At 47.1% G+C, this 17,420-nt stretch carries 16 protein-coding genes and 1 pseudogene; 8 read left to right on the top strand and 9 right to left on the bottom strand.

Translation table 11 applies throughout. From position 1 onward, the window contains the following. Positions 1–208 precede the first annotated feature (208 nt). Together HMPREF2700_RS03045 and dnaX are read right to left on the bottom strand one after the other, a co-directional pair. Positions 209–544, bottom strand: a complete 336-nt coding sequence (locus HMPREF2700_RS03045) for a YbaB/EbfC family nucleoid-associated protein (RefSeq protein ID WP_070589969.1) — start codon at positions 542–544, stop codon at positions 209–211. An 89-nt stretch (positions 545–633) separates the two neighbouring features. Next, complete coding sequence (gene dnaX / locus HMPREF2700_RS03040; protein ID WP_070589967.1) at positions 634–2,637, bottom strand: DNA polymerase III subunit gamma/tau; 2,004 nt, start codon at positions 2,635–2,637, stop codon at positions 634–636. 198 nt (positions 2,638–2,835) lie between these two features. On the opposite strand from dnaX, the gene HMPREF2700_RS03035 reads away from it, so the two are divergent. Next, positions 2,836–3,549, top strand: coding sequence for an aldose epimerase family protein (locus HMPREF2700_RS03035; protein ID WP_070589965.1), 714 nt, complete (start codon positions 2,836–2,838; stop codon positions 3,547–3,549). A gap of 59 nt (positions 3,550–3,608) precedes the next feature. On the opposite strand, the gene mltB is transcribed toward HMPREF2700_RS03035, so the two are convergent. From mltB to rpsF, 5 genes are all read right to left on the bottom strand, one after another. Beyond that, a complete protein-coding gene (gene mltB / locus HMPREF2700_RS03030) occupies positions 3,609–4,688 on the bottom strand; it encodes a lytic murein transglycosylase B (RefSeq protein ID WP_070589962.1) in 1,080 nt (359 codons plus the stop codon). Positions 4,689–4,897: 209 nt separating this feature from the next. Beyond that, positions 4,898–5,350, bottom strand: a complete 453-nt coding sequence (gene rplI, locus HMPREF2700_RS03025; protein WP_003678862.1) for a 50S ribosomal protein L9 — start codon at positions 5,348–5,350, stop codon at positions 4,898–4,900. Positions 5,351–5,366: 16 nt separating this feature from the next. After that, on the bottom strand, positions 5,367–5,597 hold the full coding sequence (gene rpsR, locus HMPREF2700_RS03020) for a 30S ribosomal protein S18 (RefSeq protein ID WP_003678863.1): 231 nt from the start codon (positions 5,595–5,597) through the stop codon (positions 5,367–5,369). A gap of 6 nt (positions 5,598–5,603) precedes the next feature. Further along, complete coding sequence (gene priB, locus HMPREF2700_RS03015; protein WP_180947864.1) at positions 5,604–5,906, bottom strand: primosomal replication protein N; 303 nt, start codon at positions 5,904–5,906, stop codon at positions 5,604–5,606. Next, entirely contained in the window at positions 5,903–6,274 is a 372-nt protein-coding gene (gene rpsF, locus HMPREF2700_RS03010; protein ID WP_003686150.1) for a 30S ribosomal protein S6, read from the bottom strand. The genes priB and rpsF overlap by 4 nt, the downstream gene beginning before the upstream one ends. A gap of 244 nt (positions 6,275–6,518) precedes the next feature. Between rpsF and hscA the strand changes: the two genes are divergently transcribed. From hscA to fdx, 4 genes and pseudogenes are all read left to right on the top strand, one after another. Continuing rightward, complete coding sequence (gene hscA, locus HMPREF2700_RS03005) at positions 6,519–8,378, top strand: Fe-S protein assembly chaperone HscA (RefSeq protein ID WP_070589959.1); 1,860 nt, start codon at positions 6,519–6,521, stop codon at positions 8,376–8,378. A gap of 82 nt (positions 8,379–8,460) precedes the next feature. Continuing rightward, positions 8,461–9,090, top strand: a complete 630-nt coding sequence (locus HMPREF2700_RS03000) for a GIY-YIG nuclease family protein (protein ID WP_070589957.1) — start codon at positions 8,461–8,463, stop codon at positions 9,088–9,090. After that, a pseudogene (locus tag HMPREF2700_RS02995) lies at positions 9,087–9,446 on the top strand (TIGR02328 family protein); the annotation flags it as partial. The gene HMPREF2700_RS03000 and the pseudogene HMPREF2700_RS02995, both read left to right, overlap by 4 nt. Positions 9,447–9,541: 95 nt before the next feature. Further along, a complete protein-coding gene (gene fdx, locus HMPREF2700_RS02990) occupies positions 9,542–9,883 on the top strand; it encodes an ISC system 2Fe-2S type ferredoxin (RefSeq protein WP_003686005.1) in 342 nt (113 codons plus the stop codon). 262 nt (positions 9,884–10,145) lie between these two features. Here the strand turns inward: fdx and HMPREF2700_RS02985 are convergent, their stop codons facing one another. Then, on the bottom strand, positions 10,146–10,766 hold the full coding sequence (locus HMPREF2700_RS02985; RefSeq protein ID WP_070589954.1) for a hypothetical protein: 621 nt from the start codon (positions 10,764–10,766) through the stop codon (positions 10,146–10,148). Positions 10,767–11,080: 314 nt separating this feature from the next. Between HMPREF2700_RS02985 and iscX the strand changes: the two genes are divergently transcribed. From iscX to metE, 3 genes are all read left to right on the top strand, one after another. Then, positions 11,081–11,278 carry a Fe-S cluster assembly protein IscX gene (gene iscX, locus HMPREF2700_RS02980; protein WP_003682097.1) on the top strand — a complete coding sequence of 66 codons (198 nt, stop codon included), beginning with the start codon at positions 11,081–11,083 and terminating at the stop codon, positions 11,276–11,278. 171 nt (positions 11,279–11,449) lie between these two features. Next, on the top strand, positions 11,450–12,331 hold the full coding sequence (gene metF / locus HMPREF2700_RS02975) for a methylenetetrahydrofolate reductase (RefSeq protein WP_063075915.1): 882 nt from the start codon (positions 11,450–11,452) through the stop codon (positions 12,329–12,331). Between the two features lie 89 nt (positions 12,332–12,420). Next, positions 12,421–14,697 carry a 5-methyltetrahydropteroyltriglutamate--homocysteine S-methyltransferase gene (gene metE / locus HMPREF2700_RS02970; protein ID WP_070589952.1) on the top strand — a complete coding sequence of 759 codons (2,277 nt, stop codon included), beginning with the start codon at positions 12,421–12,423 and terminating at the stop codon, positions 14,695–14,697. A 92-nt stretch (positions 14,698–14,789) separates the two neighbouring features. Here the strand turns inward: metE and HMPREF2700_RS02965 are convergent, their stop codons facing one another. Beyond that, positions 14,790–17,030 (bottom strand): right-handed parallel beta-helix repeat-containing protein, encoded by a 2,241-nt coding sequence (locus HMPREF2700_RS02965; protein WP_070589990.1) that lies wholly within the window; start codon positions 17,028–17,030, stop codon positions 14,790–14,792. Between the last annotated feature and the right edge of the window lie 390 nt (positions 17,031–17,420).

The raw sequence follows: 17,420 nt of genomic DNA, 5'->3' as shown, positions 1-17,420 counted from the left end.
ACGGCAAGGCGAGGCAACGCCGTACTGGTTTAAAGTTAATCCACTATAATATTAGTTGAGCAGATTTGAATGCAATAAACACTCAATATACCTTCGGCGGAATAACTGCCGATATGTTGATTTCAATCTGCAAAACAGATAATCCAAAGGCCGTCTGAAACTGATTTTTAGTGTTTCAGACGACCTTTGTTTGCTTTGCTGCGTGGATTTAGCGGAAGAAGTCGCCCATGCCTGCCGGCAGGCCTTGGGTAAACGCACCCATGGTTTTGTTGGTGGTTTCTTCGGCTTTTTCAGAAGCGGTATTGATGGCAGCCAATACCAAATCTTCCAGCATTTCTTTGTCGTCAGCGGCCTCTTGAATCAAATCAGGGCTGATTTCAAGTTTGCGGACAACGTGTGAACACGTCATCACCACTTTTACCAAACCATTGCCTGCTTCGCCTTCAACTTCGGTTTCAGCCAGCTTGGCTTGTGCCTTTTTCATGTTTTCCTGCATTTGTTGCGCCTGTTTCATCAGGCCGCCTAATCCGGCTTTTCCGAACATGTTTTACTCCTATGGGTTTGAATAAATGGGTTTCACTCATGCCGTCTGAAAACGCTATTGCCTTTCAGACGGCCTTGTATATCAATATTTTAAGAATGTCCTGCCAACTCTAAAGAATCCGGCAGCCATTGTGCTTCAAAGGTTTGCAAGATTTTCTGCGCCGTTGTATCCGCTTCCAGCAAATCTTGCGCCTGCTGCCGCCCTTCTTCTTGAATACGTTTGCGGCGCATAACCGGCGTTTCCCAGCCTTTATCATCCTGCCAAGGCTCGGTTTGCAGCCTTAAATTACCAAGATGGTAGGCCTCGCTCAACGTCTGGCAGATTTTATCCAAGCGCTCTTTATTGGCAGTCGCTTTGGCCTCATCCGTCAACGACAGCATGATTAAACCTGCTTCCGCATCATAACTCGTCCATGCCGCATTTTGTGCCAACATCTGCGCCGCGCCTAATTTACGGGCGAAGCGTTCGATAATACTGTGCCAATTCTCTGTTTTAAACTCAGGCAAAGGAGCGAACTGAAGCTCTTCTTCATCTCCCTCCTCTTCTTCAGGCTCAGCAGACGCAACCGGCTGCGGCACTTCCATCACATCAGCATGGTGTGAATCTTCATATGTATATGCTTCATCAAAATACGGAGGCGGAATTTCCTCATCCATGTGCGGATATTCTTCCGGCTCAGGGGCCGTCTGAACTTTTGCAACAGGCAATGGTGCCTCCGCTTCTTGCATCTGCGCCGTTTGTGTTTGAGGCGGCTCAGCCGATACTTGGCTCGGCATTTCCTCCCAAGGCGGTACATCCACCTGTTGTTGTTGAGCAGACTGAATAGTTTCTTCAGACGGCCTTTCAACGATATCCTGTTTGGTCGGAACAGCCTCTTTCTCAACCGCCGGTGCTGCTATCGACTCAGATTTCGGCAGCTGAAAAGGCTTTTTTTCGGCCTCAGCTTTCTGATGGTCGGAATGCAAATCCGTGTGTTCAATTTGACTTTGCGTATCGCAACCCGAAGCAGCCAACGGCGCAAATGCAAGCATGCGCAAAAGCGTCATGACAAAACCGGCATACTCGTCCGGAGCCAGCGGCAAATCCTGTTTTCCATGAATAGCACATTGATAATAAAGCTGAATCTGCTCGCCACTCAAAGCCTGACTTAATCGCAGCAAAGTTTCACGTTCAGGATCGTCATTTGCCAAGGCGGAAGGAATGGTTTGAATCAAAGCCAAACGTTGCAACAGCATGGCCAATTCTGCCAATGCGCTGTCAAAACCAATTGCTCTGGCGGACATTTCCTGAGCTTTTTCCAGCAAGGCCTCACCGTTTTGATTGATGATTCCTTCAAGCAATTCAAACAAATATTGTTTATCGACCGCTCCGATCATTTGGCGGACATCTTGTTCGGCAACTTTACCCGAACCCATGGCAATCGCCTGATCCAAAAGACTCAACGCATCACGCATCGAACCGGCGGCGGCGCGGCCTAAAAGCTGCAAAGCCTGCGGCTGATAAGGAACATTTTCACGGTCCAATACATGTGCCAAATGCTCGGCAACCTGTTGGGTTGTCATGTTGCGCAACACAAACTGCAGACAGCGGCTCAATACGGTAATGGGGACTTTGTGCGGATCGGTGGTCGCCAAAATGAATTTAACGTGTTCAGGCGGTTCTTCCAAAGTCTTCAGCATGGCATTGAACGCGCTTTTGGAAAGCATATGCACTTCGTCGATGATATAGACTTTGTATTTACCCGCAGTCGGCGCATATTGTGCGTTTTCCAACACTTCGCGGATATTGTCGATACCTGTATTCGATGCCGCGTCGATTTCCAATAAATCCACATAACGGCCGCTGTCGATTTGCGTACAGCTTTCACACTGACCGCACGGCTCGCCATGCACGGCATTTTCGCAGTTCAAGCTCTTGGCCAAAATCCTAGCAATCGTGGTCTTGCCCACACCGCGCGTTCCTGTCAGCAGATAGGCATGGTGCAGACGGCCTTCGTCCAGCGCGTTGCGCAGGGCTTTGACGACGTGTTCCTGACCGACCAAATCGGCAAAGGTTTTCGGACGCCATTTTCGTGCAAGAACTTGATAAGCCATGTTGTTTCTCTACGGGAAATAAATCGGAAGGCCGTCTGAAAAGAATTATCCGCTTTTCAGACGGCCTCAGAAAATGGCATATATTCTAGCATTTTTTTGATTTTTATTAAGGATTTTCTATCAAGCCGACGGCGACAGCATGTCATCGCAATATTAGAATGCTACACAAATGATAAACAATTTGAAGCTCAAATCATTATGCCCGAAATCATACTACGCAACCAATCAGCCACTATGCAAGTCAATACAATGGGCGGATACATTGATTCCCTAACTCTAAAAGGACGGGAAGTCTTATTTCCGAAAACCAGCGTTCAAGTAGGCGATGACACAAAATTACGCGGCGGTATGCACGTTTGCTTACCCCAATTCGGACCGGACAGCAAAAATCATCTGGCCCAACATGGTTTCGGTAGAACTTCAGACTGGGAAATCCGCCATCAAAATGAATCGGATATCGGCTTGAAATTAATCAGCACAGAAAAAGGCTATGAACACGTCGAATGGTTGCTTGATTACAGCCTGCCTAACGAAGATGAAGCCATCGCTATCCTAACTGTCTGCAATTACGGCGAATCGCCCGTCCGCACATCCCCGGGATTCCACCCCTACTTTACCGCCGTCGGTACACAATTTGATTTCAACGGCGCCCCATACGATGCCGACTATATCTCCCATACCGAATTTGTTTCCTCCGACCAGGATGCACACGTTGCATTTGACGGTTTGAAACTGGATATCCGCACTCAAAATCTGCCTGTGTATGCCCTCTGGAGCGATCGAAACGGCCAATATACTTGTGCAGAGCCAACCGCAGAAGGCAATGCATTTTTATCCCCTGCACGAGGCGGACAGTTTGTTTCAGGGCACAGCAAAAAACGTTACGCCATGAAAATCAGACTGATGGCTTAAATTATTCTGTAAAGTCATAAATACTTAAAAACCACCCAAATGGGTGGTTTTCTTATGGCTTATAGGCCATTGTTATTGATTGCATTTGCAATATCGCGTACCGCTGTTACATACATACGGCTGTGGTTGTATTGCCATACAGTGTAGAAGTTATTCAGGCCCAAATAGTATTCAAATACGCCCGGGCTGGTTTCCAAAGCATACAACACAGCCTTTTCATTATCCGCAACAGCAGCTTGAGGCACCACACCCAAAGCTTTGAAATCTGCGACAGTGCGTGTCAAAGCTGTTTTCTCATCGATAATCGCCTGCAAGTGCGGAGTAATCGTCAGACTTACCGGCACAACCATCTTACCACCGGTCTGCCAACCATGCTGCTTCATATAATTGGCGACAGAAGCCGCCACATCGCCGACATTATTCCAAATATCGCGATGACCATCATCATCATAGTCTACCGCCCATTTACGGTAGCTTGAAGGCATAAATTGCGGCATACCCATCGCACCGGCATAGCTGCCTTTGAAGTCAAAGACATTTTCTTTTTCTTCTTTTGCCATCTGCAAAAGTTCACTCAACTCGTTTTGGAAAAACTCGGCACGGCGAGGATAATCAAAGGCCAATGTACTCAAGGCATCGGCAACGCGGAAGCTGCCCGTATTTTTGCCGTAATTAGTTTCGATACCGAGAATCGCCACAATTAATTCGGCAGGTACGCCGTATTTGCGTGCCACATCATCGATTACGGCACGGTTTGCCGCATAGAATTGTCTGCCGCCATTAAATTTGACCGCACCAGAGTTACCAGTGCGGAATTCATACCAAGGACGCGAAGTGCTTGGGCGGTACATAATGGTAATAATATTGCCTTTATACACCACGCCATTGAAGAAGTTACGCAATTCTTCCGCACTGAAACGGCGGTTTTTCACTTCATATTGGATAAACTGCTGAACATTGACGTTCTCATTGAAACCGCTGCTGGCAACAGATTCAGCCGCAGAATCAAATACAGGACGTTTTGCAGAGGAAACAGGTTCAACCGGTTTTGTCGTATCAACCGCAGGCTTTTGCGGGGTACTACATGAAGCCAGAGCCAAAGCAGCCAGACCCATCCCAAAGATTTTGATTTTATTCATAAATAATCTCTTTATTAAAATACTATGATAAATCCGAATACGAAAGAATATTCGTCCAACACATCATCTCTCTATGCCAACTACCATACTTTTTAACCAGCCAAAAATATAAACAACTCGGCACTGATTTGCTTCGGCTCAAGCACATAGACAAGGCCGTCTGAAATCCAAGGAAACCCTTGATTTTCAGACGGCCTTGAATGAATCAATTACTCAGCGGCTGCAACAACAGCAACGGTAATTTTAGCAACAGCGTCAGTGTGCAGAGCCACTTCAACTTCGTATTCGCCAACAGCTTTCAAAGGACCGTTAGGCAGACGTACGTTTGCTTTAGCAGCTTGGATACCGGCAGCAACAATCGCTTCAGCGATGTCGGCATTGGTAACAGAACCGAACAGACGACCATCAACACCGGCTTTTTGAGCAACAGTAATGGTTTGGCCTTCCAGTTTTTCTTGGCGTGCTTTAGCATCAGCCAAGATTTCAGCTTGTTTGGCTTCCAATTCAGCGCGGCGTGCTTCGAATTCTTTCATGTTGGCTTCGGTTGCACGTTTTGCTTTACCGGCAGGGATCAGGAAGTTGCGTGCGTAACCGTTTTTAACGGTAACGATATCACCCAAGTTACCCAGACCGCCGATTTTTTCTAACAGAATAATTTGCATGATTTAAACTCCAAAATTATTTGTGTTGATCGGTGTAAGGCAACAGAGCCAGGAAACGGGCACGTTTCACAGCGGTAGCCAACTGACGTTGGTAGTGTGCTTTAGTACCAGTAATGCGGGCAGGGATGATTTTGCCGTTTTCAGAGATGAAGTCTTTCAACAAATCAACTTGTTTGTAATCAACTTCTTGGATTTTTTCAGCCGTAAAGCGGCAGAATTTTCTACGTTTGAATGATTGACGAGCCATTGTCGTTTAACCTTTATATTCTTTAATGTTCTGTATGCGTAGTACCGGCTTGGGGAAGCGTTGGCTGCGTTGCGCCAAAAAACCTTCCGACTCGATGACGGCATCTTGCCGATACTGCCATTCTTCAGCCTGCTTACCTAAAATCCGCGCGGGAATTTCAAATTTGACCAGACATTTCTGTCCGTTTTCTTCCTGCCAAGACTCATGTTGTAACACAATATCTAAAACAGGAATTCCTGCCGGCGTATATCTCAAAGGCTGAACCTGCAAGATACGGGCGGTAAGCTTAATCAGATTATTCAATCTTATTCGGCTGCTGCAACTTCTTCAGCTGCACCGTTCAGCAAGTTTTTTGCTTTTTCGCCGCCCAGCATTGGGGAAGCTTCAGTTACAGCGTGTTTTGTTTTGATGGTCAGGTGACGCAGTACGGCATCATTGAAGCGGAAAGCAGTTTCCAGCTCTTCAACCACTTCAGGAGTAGTTTCGATATTCATCAAAACATAGTGTGCTTTGTGGATTTTGTTGATTGGGTAAGCCAATTGACGACGGCCCCAGTCTTCCAAACGGTGGATTTTACCGCTGGCTTCAGTAATCATGGTTTTGTAACGCTCAACCATAGCAGGCACTTGCTCGCTTTGATCAGGATGAACGATAAACACGATCTCGTAATGACGCATGTTATCTCCTTATGGATGATTAAAAACAGCCTTTCACCATGCGAAGTAAAAGGCAAGGCAAAGAGGCTGAATTTTATCCGCATTTCTTAAAGAATACAAGTCTGAATTCAAAATCTACTTTCTTTTCAATTAAAAAACAACAATAGGCCTTATGGTTATTTCCTAGCAAACCACTCAACTATCTGCCAAAAATCTGCTAAAATCTGCCCATCCTAATAAATACAGCATCAGAAGGCACACAATCATGGCTCTTTTGCAGATTTCAGAACCCGGCATGTCCGCCGCCCCCCATCAACACCGCCTCGCCGTAGGCATTGATTTAGGTACAACCAACAGCTTGGTTGCCACCGTCCGCAGCGGCAGCGCAGTCTGCCTACCTGATTCAGACGGCCGCGCCACCCTGCCTTCGGTTGTTCGTTATTTGGATGGCGAAGTTGAAGTCGGCAAAAATGCCCTTTCCGCCCAAAAAACCGATCCGCTAAATACAATCAGCTCCGCAAAACGCTTAATCGGCCGCACCCTTACCGACCTCGCACAAGAGGCGCAATACCTGCCCTATCGATTTACACCCAATGAGCGCGTGGTCGAATTAAACACCCGTCAAGGCGCGAAAACGCCTATCGAAGTATCGGCAGAAATCCTCAAAGCCCTCAAATTGCGCGCCGAAGAAACATTGGGCGGTGATTTGGTTGGTGCCGTTATCACCGTACCCGCTTATTTTGACGATGCCCAACGCCAAGCCACCAAAGATGCCGCGCGCTTGGCAGGCTTGAATGTCTTGCGCCTCCTCAACGAGCCGACCGCTGCCGCAATTGCCTACGGACTGGATAACGCCTCAGAAGGTACGTTTGTCGTTTACGACTTGGGCGGCGGCACATTCGACGTATCCGTATTGCAACTGACCAAAGGCCTGTTTGAAGTAAAAGCCACCGGCGGCAACAGCGCATTGGGCGGCGACGACTTCGATCATCGTTTGTTCTGCTACCTACTCGAACAAAACGACCTCTCCAAACTCAACGAACAAGACAGCCAACTTCTGCTTTCCCTTGTCCGTACTGCCAAAGAAAAACTGACTACTCAAACCGAAGCCGTCATCGAAACCACACTTTCAGACGGCCATAACATTCATACCGTCATTACCCGCCAAGAGTTTCACAACCTGACCCAAAATCTGGTACAAAAAACCATCGAGCCCGTCAAACAGGCTTTGAAAGATGCCGGCGTAACCAAGGCCGATGTCAAGGGCGTGATTATGGTTGGCGGCTCTACCCGTATGCTGCACGTTCAACAAGCAGTTGCCACATTCTTTGGTCAAACTCCGCTGAATAACCTCAATCCTGACGAAGTGGTCGCACTCGGTGCCGCCATACAGGCAAACGTCCTTGCCGGCAACAAAACCGACAGCGAATGGCTGCTACTGGACGTTACCCCTTTGTCGCTTGGTTTGGAAACCTACGGCGGTCTTGCCGAAAAAATCATCCCGCGCAACTCCACCATTCCTACCGCGCGTGCGCAGGACTTCACCACTTTCAAAGACGGTCAAACCGCCATGACGATACACGTCGTGCAAGGCGAGCGCGAACTCGTTTCCGACTGCCGCAGCCTTGCCAAATTTACCCTGCGAGGCATTCCGCCGATGGCAGCAGGCGCAGCGCGTATCCGCGTGACCTTCCAAGTTGATGCCGACGGATTACTGTCCGTTTCCGCACAAGAACAAAGCACCGGCGTACAGGCGCAAATCGAAGTCAAACCTTCCTACGGCTTGGACGACAGCACCATCACCCAAATGCTCAAAGACAGCATGAGCAACGCTGCCGAAGACATGGCCGCACGCGCACGCGCCGAAGCCGTAGTCGAAGCCGAAAGCCTGACCGATGCCGTCAACGCCGCCCTTGAGTTGGATAGCGATTTGTTGGAAGCCGAAGAATTGCAACAGATTCAACAAGACATTGCTGCTTTGCAAGGCCGTCTGAAAGACGGCAAAGCCGAAGACATCCGCGCCGCCGTCGCCAAACTCAGCCACAGTACCGACAACTTCGCCGCCAAGCGCATGAACCGCAACATCCAACGTGCGTTGACTGGTCAAAGCGTTGATAATATTTGATGCCTAAACAATTTCAGACGGCCTTTGATAAAAGGCCGTCTGAAAAGATGTCATCTCACAGAAATAAAAATAAAGGACAACAATGGAAAAAGCAGGTATTGTCTACCTGATGAAAACCGTCATCAAAGGTGTATATAAAATTGGTATTACTGACGAAAATAATTTTGAAATTAGAATGCGCCATTTGGAAAATAACGGCTACGCAAACGTTGCTGGGTTAGAGCGTATTCTAGCCATTAAAACCGACAACTATAAAGAAAAAGAAACCTTACTTCATGAAATTTTCGGCAAAAGCCAAATAGGAGAAACTGAGCTTTTTGCAATTGATGAAAATCTTGTAAAAAGGCTTTTTCTCTCATTAAGAGGCGAAATTGTATTTCCTAAAAATGAAATAGCAGAGTTAGGTTTTGAAAAAACTGTCAAAGAACATCATCAAGAAAAAATCTTTGAAGTAAACAGAAGTGCATTTATCTCCTTTATTAAGGAAAAGCACCAACAAAATCCTTCCATATTAAGAAATCTCATCTCTTCAGAAAATGCATATAAACCCAAAAACTCCAAAGTCCGTCTATATAAAGACGAATACTTTGGAAAAAGCGGATCAAAGCTAACCACTGAAATTGAAGATGGTCTTCACATTTATACTACCTACTCAAAAAAGGATTTGAAGATAGCTTACGAAGATTACTCAAAATTATTTGAATCACAATGAGACTCTGGCATCAAACCCTTATTCCCCTACTCCCCCGCTCCCAGCTTTTAGGGCAGCATCGCGAATGCGCCGCGCTTCGCGGGGCAGGTTGGGGCAGGCCGCATGCGACGGTGAATTATGTCTTCACCCATTCGCCTTACAAGCTCTATCTGTATCACGCACTGATTATGGAAGAGATGGAAAAGCGCGGCTACAAGCCTGACGTTTTATGGAAAGACCCGCTATATCGCGGCAAAGCCGTTGCCCCATACCATTCCCACGCGACTGAAACAGCTACTTCGCCGATTTATGCCGAACACGATGATGCCTACTTAGACGAATGCCTGGAAAATTTAAGAAGTAAAGGCATCATGTTACAAACCCATTTTTCAGACGACCTGAATATTGAATACCCCAGGCCGTCTGAAACCACTTTAACCACAACCACTCTTAAACAACCGAGACAATAAAAATGCCAAAAATTACCGTACTCCCACACGCGACATTATGCCCCGAAGGCGCGGTTATCGAAGACGCACCGGAAGGCCAAACTGTCCTTGACGTACTGCTCGACCACGATATCGAAGTCGATCACGCCTGCGAAAAATCCTGCGCCTGCACAACTTGCCACGTGATTATCCGCAAAGGTTTTGACAGCCTGGAAGAACCGACCGAATTGGAAGAAGACCTACTCGACCAAGCATGGGGCTTGGAAGCCGACTCGCGCCTGAGCTGTCAGGCAGTCGTTGCCGATGAAGACTTAGTGGTCGAAATCCCCAAATACACCATCAACCACGCGCGCGAAGATCATTAAAACAAGGTTTAATGAAAAAGGCCGAGACCTTTGCAATAACATAGGTTACTAAAATTTTATGCTCAATCTCATTTTCAAAATGCAAAACCTTTCTGATTTTTCCTACTTTTTGCTCAATATTAGGAGGGTTTTAGTCAATTGAAAATTTTTTGGCGCATTTTTATGCGTCAAATTTCGTTAATAGACTATTTTTGCAAAGGTCTTAGGCCGTCTGAAACCATGTGCGTTATGGTTTCAGACGGCCTTTTCGTTACATCCCAAACTATTCGATATGAGGAAAAATAAAACGCATACGGGAAATCTGCATAGCAGCCACTTTCTGCGTGGCGGAATAATTTTCGATTTTTTCTTGCATTCTGATTTGATGCAGATTGCCGTTATAACGGGGAGCCGCGTTTTGAGATTTGTTTACTGCCGGCAGTTCAGCTTCTGCCTTCAATGCTTCCTCTGCCTCGATGGCTGAAAGTGCAGCCTCATCCCTTACCAAACCGAAACGCTCGATGATGGCATTGGCTTCATCTATATAATGAGATTTGTCCGCGCCATTTTCCAACACCGCATCTTCAAGCACGACCGACAAATGCTTGCCGCAATTTTCGATACGCTCTGCGATACGCGAATAAACCATCCAACGTTTCAACCTCAATGCGCCTGCATCGTCATTGGGTGAAGCGGCATCCAGTTTAATTAAGCCATAGTGCTTGCCGTAATACAGGCGGAACACCAGCTGCTTCAAACCTTCTGTTTCGTCCAGCATCCGATAAAGTTCGCGAACCAACAGTAGCAAACGGTCGAATGCACCTGCTTTCGACAGATACTCCGGATCATCAGAAGCAAGCGCGTAAATGAGCTTGGACAATTTGGCGTTGAGTGCATTATTCATCATTTTTCCTTTTATTTTTACGTGATGGATTTCGTATTAAGAGCCGTTCCAGATGATTTGGTTGCATTGGAATAATGTAAATTATTCATGCGCAAACCATCATTCAAAACGGAATAAAATATATAAAACGGCAGATTCAAAGCGAATGTGCCGTAGTTTTTAAGTGTCGTGCCGTATTTTAACGCAAATATGCTATTTTGTTAAAAAATACCCACATTATTTATATCCGCATCTGCAGTAAAACATTCTGGCAGTCCGCCTGCTTCTTGATTAAAATAATTACCGATAGCCCAAACCCAAAAAAGGAACACATCATGAAATGGACAGATACCCAACGCATCGCTGAAGAACTCTACGACCTACACGGCGACAGCATCGATCCGAAAACCGTACGCTTTACCCAACTGCGTGATTTGATTATGGCTTTGCCTGAATTTGACGATGACCCGGCACGTTGCGGCGAGCGTATTCTCGAAGCCGTGCAACAAGCATGGATAGATGAAGCAGAATAATCTTTCCTCCCTTTCCTATCAAACAAGACCTCAGGCTGTTTTTCAGACGGCCTGAGGCCTTTATTAAATCTATTCATACAATTTCGGAAAATTTCGAAATTGACTCATATCAACCTCAAATTTATTATGCAGCCTGACAACAAATAAAAGATATGCAGAAGGTGCATAACCATGAATCACGCTAGAGAAATTAACGCATTAAATCACAGCCTTTCCGATTTAAAAGGCGACATCAATGTTTCATTTGAATTTTTCCCGCCGAAAAACGAACAAATGGAAACCATGTTATGGGATTCCATCCATCGCCTGCAAACCCTGCACCCGAAATTTGTTTCCGTAACTTACGGTGCAAACTCAGGCGAGCGCGACCGCACTCACAGCATCGTTAAACGCATCCAACAAGAAACCGGCCTTGAAGCCGCCCCTCACTTGACCGGTATCGATGCCAGCCCTGACGAGTTGCGTCAAATTGCCAAAGACTATTGGGACAGCGGTATCCGCCGCATCGTTGCCCTGCGTGGCGACGAGCCGCCCGGCTACGAGAAAAAACCTTTCTATGCCGAAGATTTGGTCAAACTGTTGCGCTCCGTTGCCGACTTTGACATTTCCGTAGCAGCCTATCCTGAGGTACACCCGGAAGCCAAATCCGCTCAAGCCGACTTGATCAATCTGAAACGCAAAATCGATGCGGGTGCAAACCACGTCATTACCCAATTCTTCTTCGACGTGGAAAGCTATCTGCGCTTCCGCGACCGTTGCGTGATGATGGGCATCGACGTTGAAATCGTTCCCGGCATCCTGCCTGTAACTAATTTCAAACAATTGACTAAAATGGCCCAAGTGACCAACGTCAAAATCCCAAGCTGGCTGTCTAAAATGTACGAAGGTTTGGATGACGACCAAGGCACGCGCAACCTTGTTGCCGCCAGCATCGCCATCGACATGGTCAAAGTCCTCTCCCGCGAAGGTGTCAAAGACTTCCACTTCTACACCCTCAACCGCAGCGAACTGACTTACGCCATCTGCCATATTTTGGGTGTGCGTCCCCGTTAATAAAACAGACGGCCTCCCCATTCTGATTTACAATATCGAACATTCAGGCCATACCGGCCTGATTAAAAATTCCAACTAGGAGAGTTAACATGACAACATTGCATTTTTCAGGCTTCCCGCGCGTCGGTGCCTTCCGCGAATTGAAATTCGCACAAGAAAAATACTGGCGCAAAGAAATCAGCGAGCAAGAATTGCTGGCTGTTGCTAAAGACTTGCGCGAGAAAAACTGGAAACACCAAGCTGCGGCCAACGCCGATTTCGTTGCCGTAGGCGATTTCACTTTCTACGACCACATCCTCGACCTGCAAGTTGCCACCGGTGCCATCCCTGCCCGTTTCGGCTTCGACAGCCAAAACCTGTCTTTGGAACAATTCTTCCAACTGGCCCGTGGTAACAAAGACCAATTCGCTATCGAAATGACCAAATGGTTCGACACCAACTACCACTACTTGGTGCCTGAATTCCACGCCGATACCGAATTCAAAGCCAACGCCAAACACTACGTTCAACAACTGCAAGAAGCCCAAGCTTTGGGCCTGAAAGCCAAACCGACCGTTGTTGGTCCGTTGACTTTCCTGTGGGTAGGTAAAGAAAAAGGCGCTGTTGAATTCGACCGTCTGAGCCTGTTGCCTAAACTGTTACCTGTTTACGTTGAAATCCTGACTGCTTTGGTTGAAGCCGGTGCCGAGTGGATTCAAATCGACGAGCCAGCTTTGGCTGTTGACCTGCCTAAAGAATGGGTAGAAGCATACAAAGACGTTTACGCTACTTTGAGCAAAGTAAGCGCCAAAATCCTGTTGAGCACTTACTTCGGTTCTGTTGCCGAACACGCTGCTTTGCTGAAATCCCTGCCTGTTGACGGTCTGCACATCGACTTGGTACGCGCTCCTGAACAGCTGGACGCATTTGCCGACTACGACAAAGTTCTGTCTGCCGGCGTTATCGACGGCCGTAACATTTGGCGCGCCAACCTGAACAAAGTTTTGGAAACTGTTGAGCCTCTGCAAGCCAAACTGGGCGACCGTTTGTGGATCTCCAGCTCTTGCTCTCTGCTGCACACTCCATTTGACTTGTCAGTTGAAGAAAAACTGAAAGCCAACAAACCTGACCTGTACTCTTGGTTGGCATTCACCCTGCAAAAAACCCAAGAATTGCGCGTTCTGAAAGCTGCATTGAACGAAGGTCGTGATTCTGTTGCCGAAGAACTGGCCGCCAGCCAAGCAGCTGCCGACTCCCGTGCCAACAGCAGCGAAATCCACCGTGCAGACGTTGCCAAACGCCTGGCCGATTTGCCTGCCAATGCAGACCAACGCAAATCTCCATTTGCCGACCGTATCAAAGCGCAACAAGCATGGTTGAACCTGCCTCTGCTACCGACTACCAACATCGGTTCTTTCCCACAAACTACCGAAATCCGCCAAGCACGTGCAGCCTTCAAAAAAGGAGAACTGTCTGCCGCCGATTACGAAGCTGCGATGAAAAAAGAAATCGCCTTGGTGGTTGAAGAGCAAGAAAAACTGGACTTGGACGTACTGGTACACGGCGAAGCCGAGCGTAACGACATGGTTGAATACTTCGGCGAACTGTTGAGCGGTTTTGCATTCACCCAATACGGCTGGGTACAAAGCTACGGCTCACGCTGCGTGAAACCACCCATCATCTTCGGTGACGTAAGCCGTCCTGAAGCCATGACCGTGGCTTGGTCTACTTACGCACAAAGCCTGACCAAACGCCCGATGAAAGGTATGTTGACCGGCCCTGTAACCATTCTGCAATGGTCTTTCGTCCGCAACGATATTCCTCGCTCTACTGTGTGCAAACAAATCGCACTGGCTCTGAACGACGAAGTATTGGATCTGGAAAAAGCCGGCATCAAAGTCATCCAAATTGACGAACCTGCCATCCGCGAAGGTCTGCCTTTGAAACGTGCCGATTGGGATGCCTACCTGAACTGGGCCGGCGAATCTTTCCGCCTGTCCTCTACCGGTTGCGAAGACAGCACCCAAATCCACACTCATATGTGCTACTCTGAGTTCAACGACATCCTGCCAGCCATCGCCGCTATGGACGCTGACGTCATCACCATCGAAACTTCACGTTCCGACATGGAGCTCTTGACTGCGTTCGGCGAGTTCAAATATCCGAACGACATCGGCCCGGGCGTTTACGACATCCACAGCCCACGCGTACCGACTGAAGCTGAAGTTGAGCATCTGTTGCGCAAAGCCATCGAGGTTGTACCGGTTGAACGTCTGTGGGTTAACCCAGACTGCGGCCTGAAAACACGCGGCTGGAAAGAAACTCTGGAACAACTCCAAGTGATGATGAACGTAACCCACAAACTGCGTGCCGAACTGGCTAAATAATGTGAGTTAAATGAAAAGGCCGTCTGAAAATTTTCAGACGGCCTTTTTTTATTTATCGATATTTAAACCATAAAGATTAAGGCTTCAACAACTTACAAAATTCCTGTCATTGTATGATGTTCTTCCACTCCTGATGTATACACGTTCTTAGTATGGTGATACACAGTCTCTTTAGTCGTTTCGACAATATGGTTGGCTTCTGACAAAATATCGCTCAATGCAACTTTACTGCCGGTCGTATTCACCTTTTTCAGTGCTGCGCCGTTATGGCTATTGCCTTCTGAATACGTTTTGATGTCGTTTTCAAAGCGCAGCCATGAACCATACAGTTCGCCTTTAATGTCCGTCATGATTTTATTGTTGGCTACATTTAAAGATGCCTTGCCCTTAGGGTTGGTACTGTGTACGTCTACCAAAGCATCATTCAGGGCACCACCAAGTTTCAATGTGTTATTGGTGATGTTGTACTCTTTGGCATTGCTTTTCAAATAAGCAAATTCGACATAGCCGTCCGATTTTTCACGTACGGAAATTTTGTTGTCGTGAATCGTCACCGCACCATGCATCGCGACATTGCCATGGTGTTCTTCCACATAAACCGGTACCGCGCCTTTCATAATCTTGCCAATATCGGCATCGTTGCCGCTGATGGTAATGGTACCGCTGCCAATGCCGTTTTTAGATAAAACGCGGTCGTAGGTATCGTTGATGACGGCAATCAGATATTTGGTGGATTCGCCGCTGATCTTGTTGTTTGCCATATTGAGCGTGTAATCCATTTTGCTTTCATGGTTACGGAACTCAATCGCGTAAGTCTGAATATTGTTTTGATAAACCGTCAGATTTTTAATGACATTATTGCTGATATCGAAATAGCCTTTGTCAGCCGAGTGCAAATCTTTGTATTGGGTATTGGTTTGCACCTGAATCCCTGAATACATGTGGTAGTACTTGCCCAAGTCATCATCAACATTCAAACGGAAGCTCGGGTCTTGGATAATGGTATTGCCGGTAATTTTGACTTTATCCATAGAAAACTGGCGGTTGTAGGCAACAATGCCATACAGCCGGTCACCCGTTAACACATTGTCTTCAATGACAATGCCCGTACCATCATGCACATCCAAGCCTTTGCGGTAGTTGTGGTCGGTTGTGTTTTTACGGTATGTGATGCCGTAATTGTAGCTGCCCGCAGCCACAGCCATACCGTAGCCGGTACCGCCGTCCGCTTCGTGGCCATTCCAATCCAAACGGTTGCCCTCGCCGATAAAGTTTTGTTGGAAACCGATCAGCGCACCGGCAACGCGGTTGTGGTGCAGATACGAATCAACAATACGGTTGTTTTCACCCAAAGGCAGCGCTTCATATTTTTCATCAATTTCGCCGCTTTGTACGCGCGCTTTAAAGGTCAGCTTTTGACCTTTTTCCGTTTCCAAAGAAGCGGTCGACGTAAACATCACACCAGCACGATTGGCACCGGAAACCTCTACTTTACTGATTAAAGTATTGTCCGCATCGTTCACCAAAATACCGTTTACCTTACCAAAATAGCTTAAGCCTTTGCGGTAAAAATCAGGGTTGGTATATTGAACCGACAAATCGGCAATGGTTTTATTGTTTTGTCCATCAACCAAAATACCGGCAAATTCGCGGATATCGTCATGGTTGGTGTCCGGATTGAATACGCCCGTCTGCGCCTTATCAAACGTTATTTTGGTTTTGCCCATCCCCGAGCCAAAAAAACCGCGCGCGCCGGAAACAGTTTTATCCATCACAATCTGGTTGGAAATATAGTAGGTACCATCCAAGAAGACCATGGCTTTTTCTTTATGAGCCGCCTCTAAAGCCGCTTTAAATGCCTGAAGGCTGTCTTTTTTACCCTGCGCATCGGCACCAAAATCATTCACACGAACGTAATTGCCGTACTCTTTAGATTGATACACGCGGTATTTTCCAGATACACCGGCCCTGCTTTCGGCATGATCGTCAATTTTGTTTTCTTTGCCCGAACTGAGGTGGCTATCGTGACTCATGGCTGTTTTTCTGCCGAAAGAAACGCTCGTGATTTTGTTATGGCCGTCTGAATCATTCAAATTCTTTTTATGGGTAATTTCGACTGTTTCTTTTCCTTCAGCAATTCTGTCTTCCGCCTCTTTCTCTTTGCGGGCGGCTTCTTGTTTGGCTTTACGCTCTGCAATCGCTTTTTCGACTGCTGCTTTATGCGCTTCTTTTGCGCGCTCAACTGCCAGCGCTTTGGCTGCTGCGGCTTCGGCTATTTTTTTTGCTTTAGCCTCTTCGTAGATTTTTTGCCTTTCAGCCAGGACTTTTTCCATCGATTTATTGACTGGTTTGGCTGCCGTTGCTTTATCGGTAGCGGCAGGTTTATTTGTTACTTTAGGCGCAATGGCGTTTTTACTGGAAACGCTGCTTACAGAAGCAACGCTGGCCCGTGCGACATGCATTTTTGTCACAAGGCCGTCTGAAGATGATGAAGTGCCGCCCAATCTTACTGCCTCAGCTACATGAACTGTCTCTCTCGTTACAGTATTTTTACCGCTTAATTGCTTGGGTTCTGGAAAAACCGACGGACTATCCCCCCAATTTTGAGTGTGTATCCATTCTTTTAGCGGAGAAGATGATTCGGAAGTGGTTTCAGGAGTTGAGGAGCCGTGACGAATATGGGTACGGCCAAGAGGAGCAAGTTTATGTGACATAATCAGCGT

Origin of the sequence: Neisseria sp. HMSC068C04, assembly GCF_001810105.1 — a bacterium.
In the GTDB taxonomy this organism is placed as follows: domain Bacteria; phylum Pseudomonadota; class Gammaproteobacteria; order Burkholderiales; family Neisseriaceae; genus Neisseria; species Neisseria flavescens_B.
The sequence above is the reverse complement of the archived record's forward strand: the minus strand, read 5'-3'. Positions and strand labels throughout refer to the sequence as shown.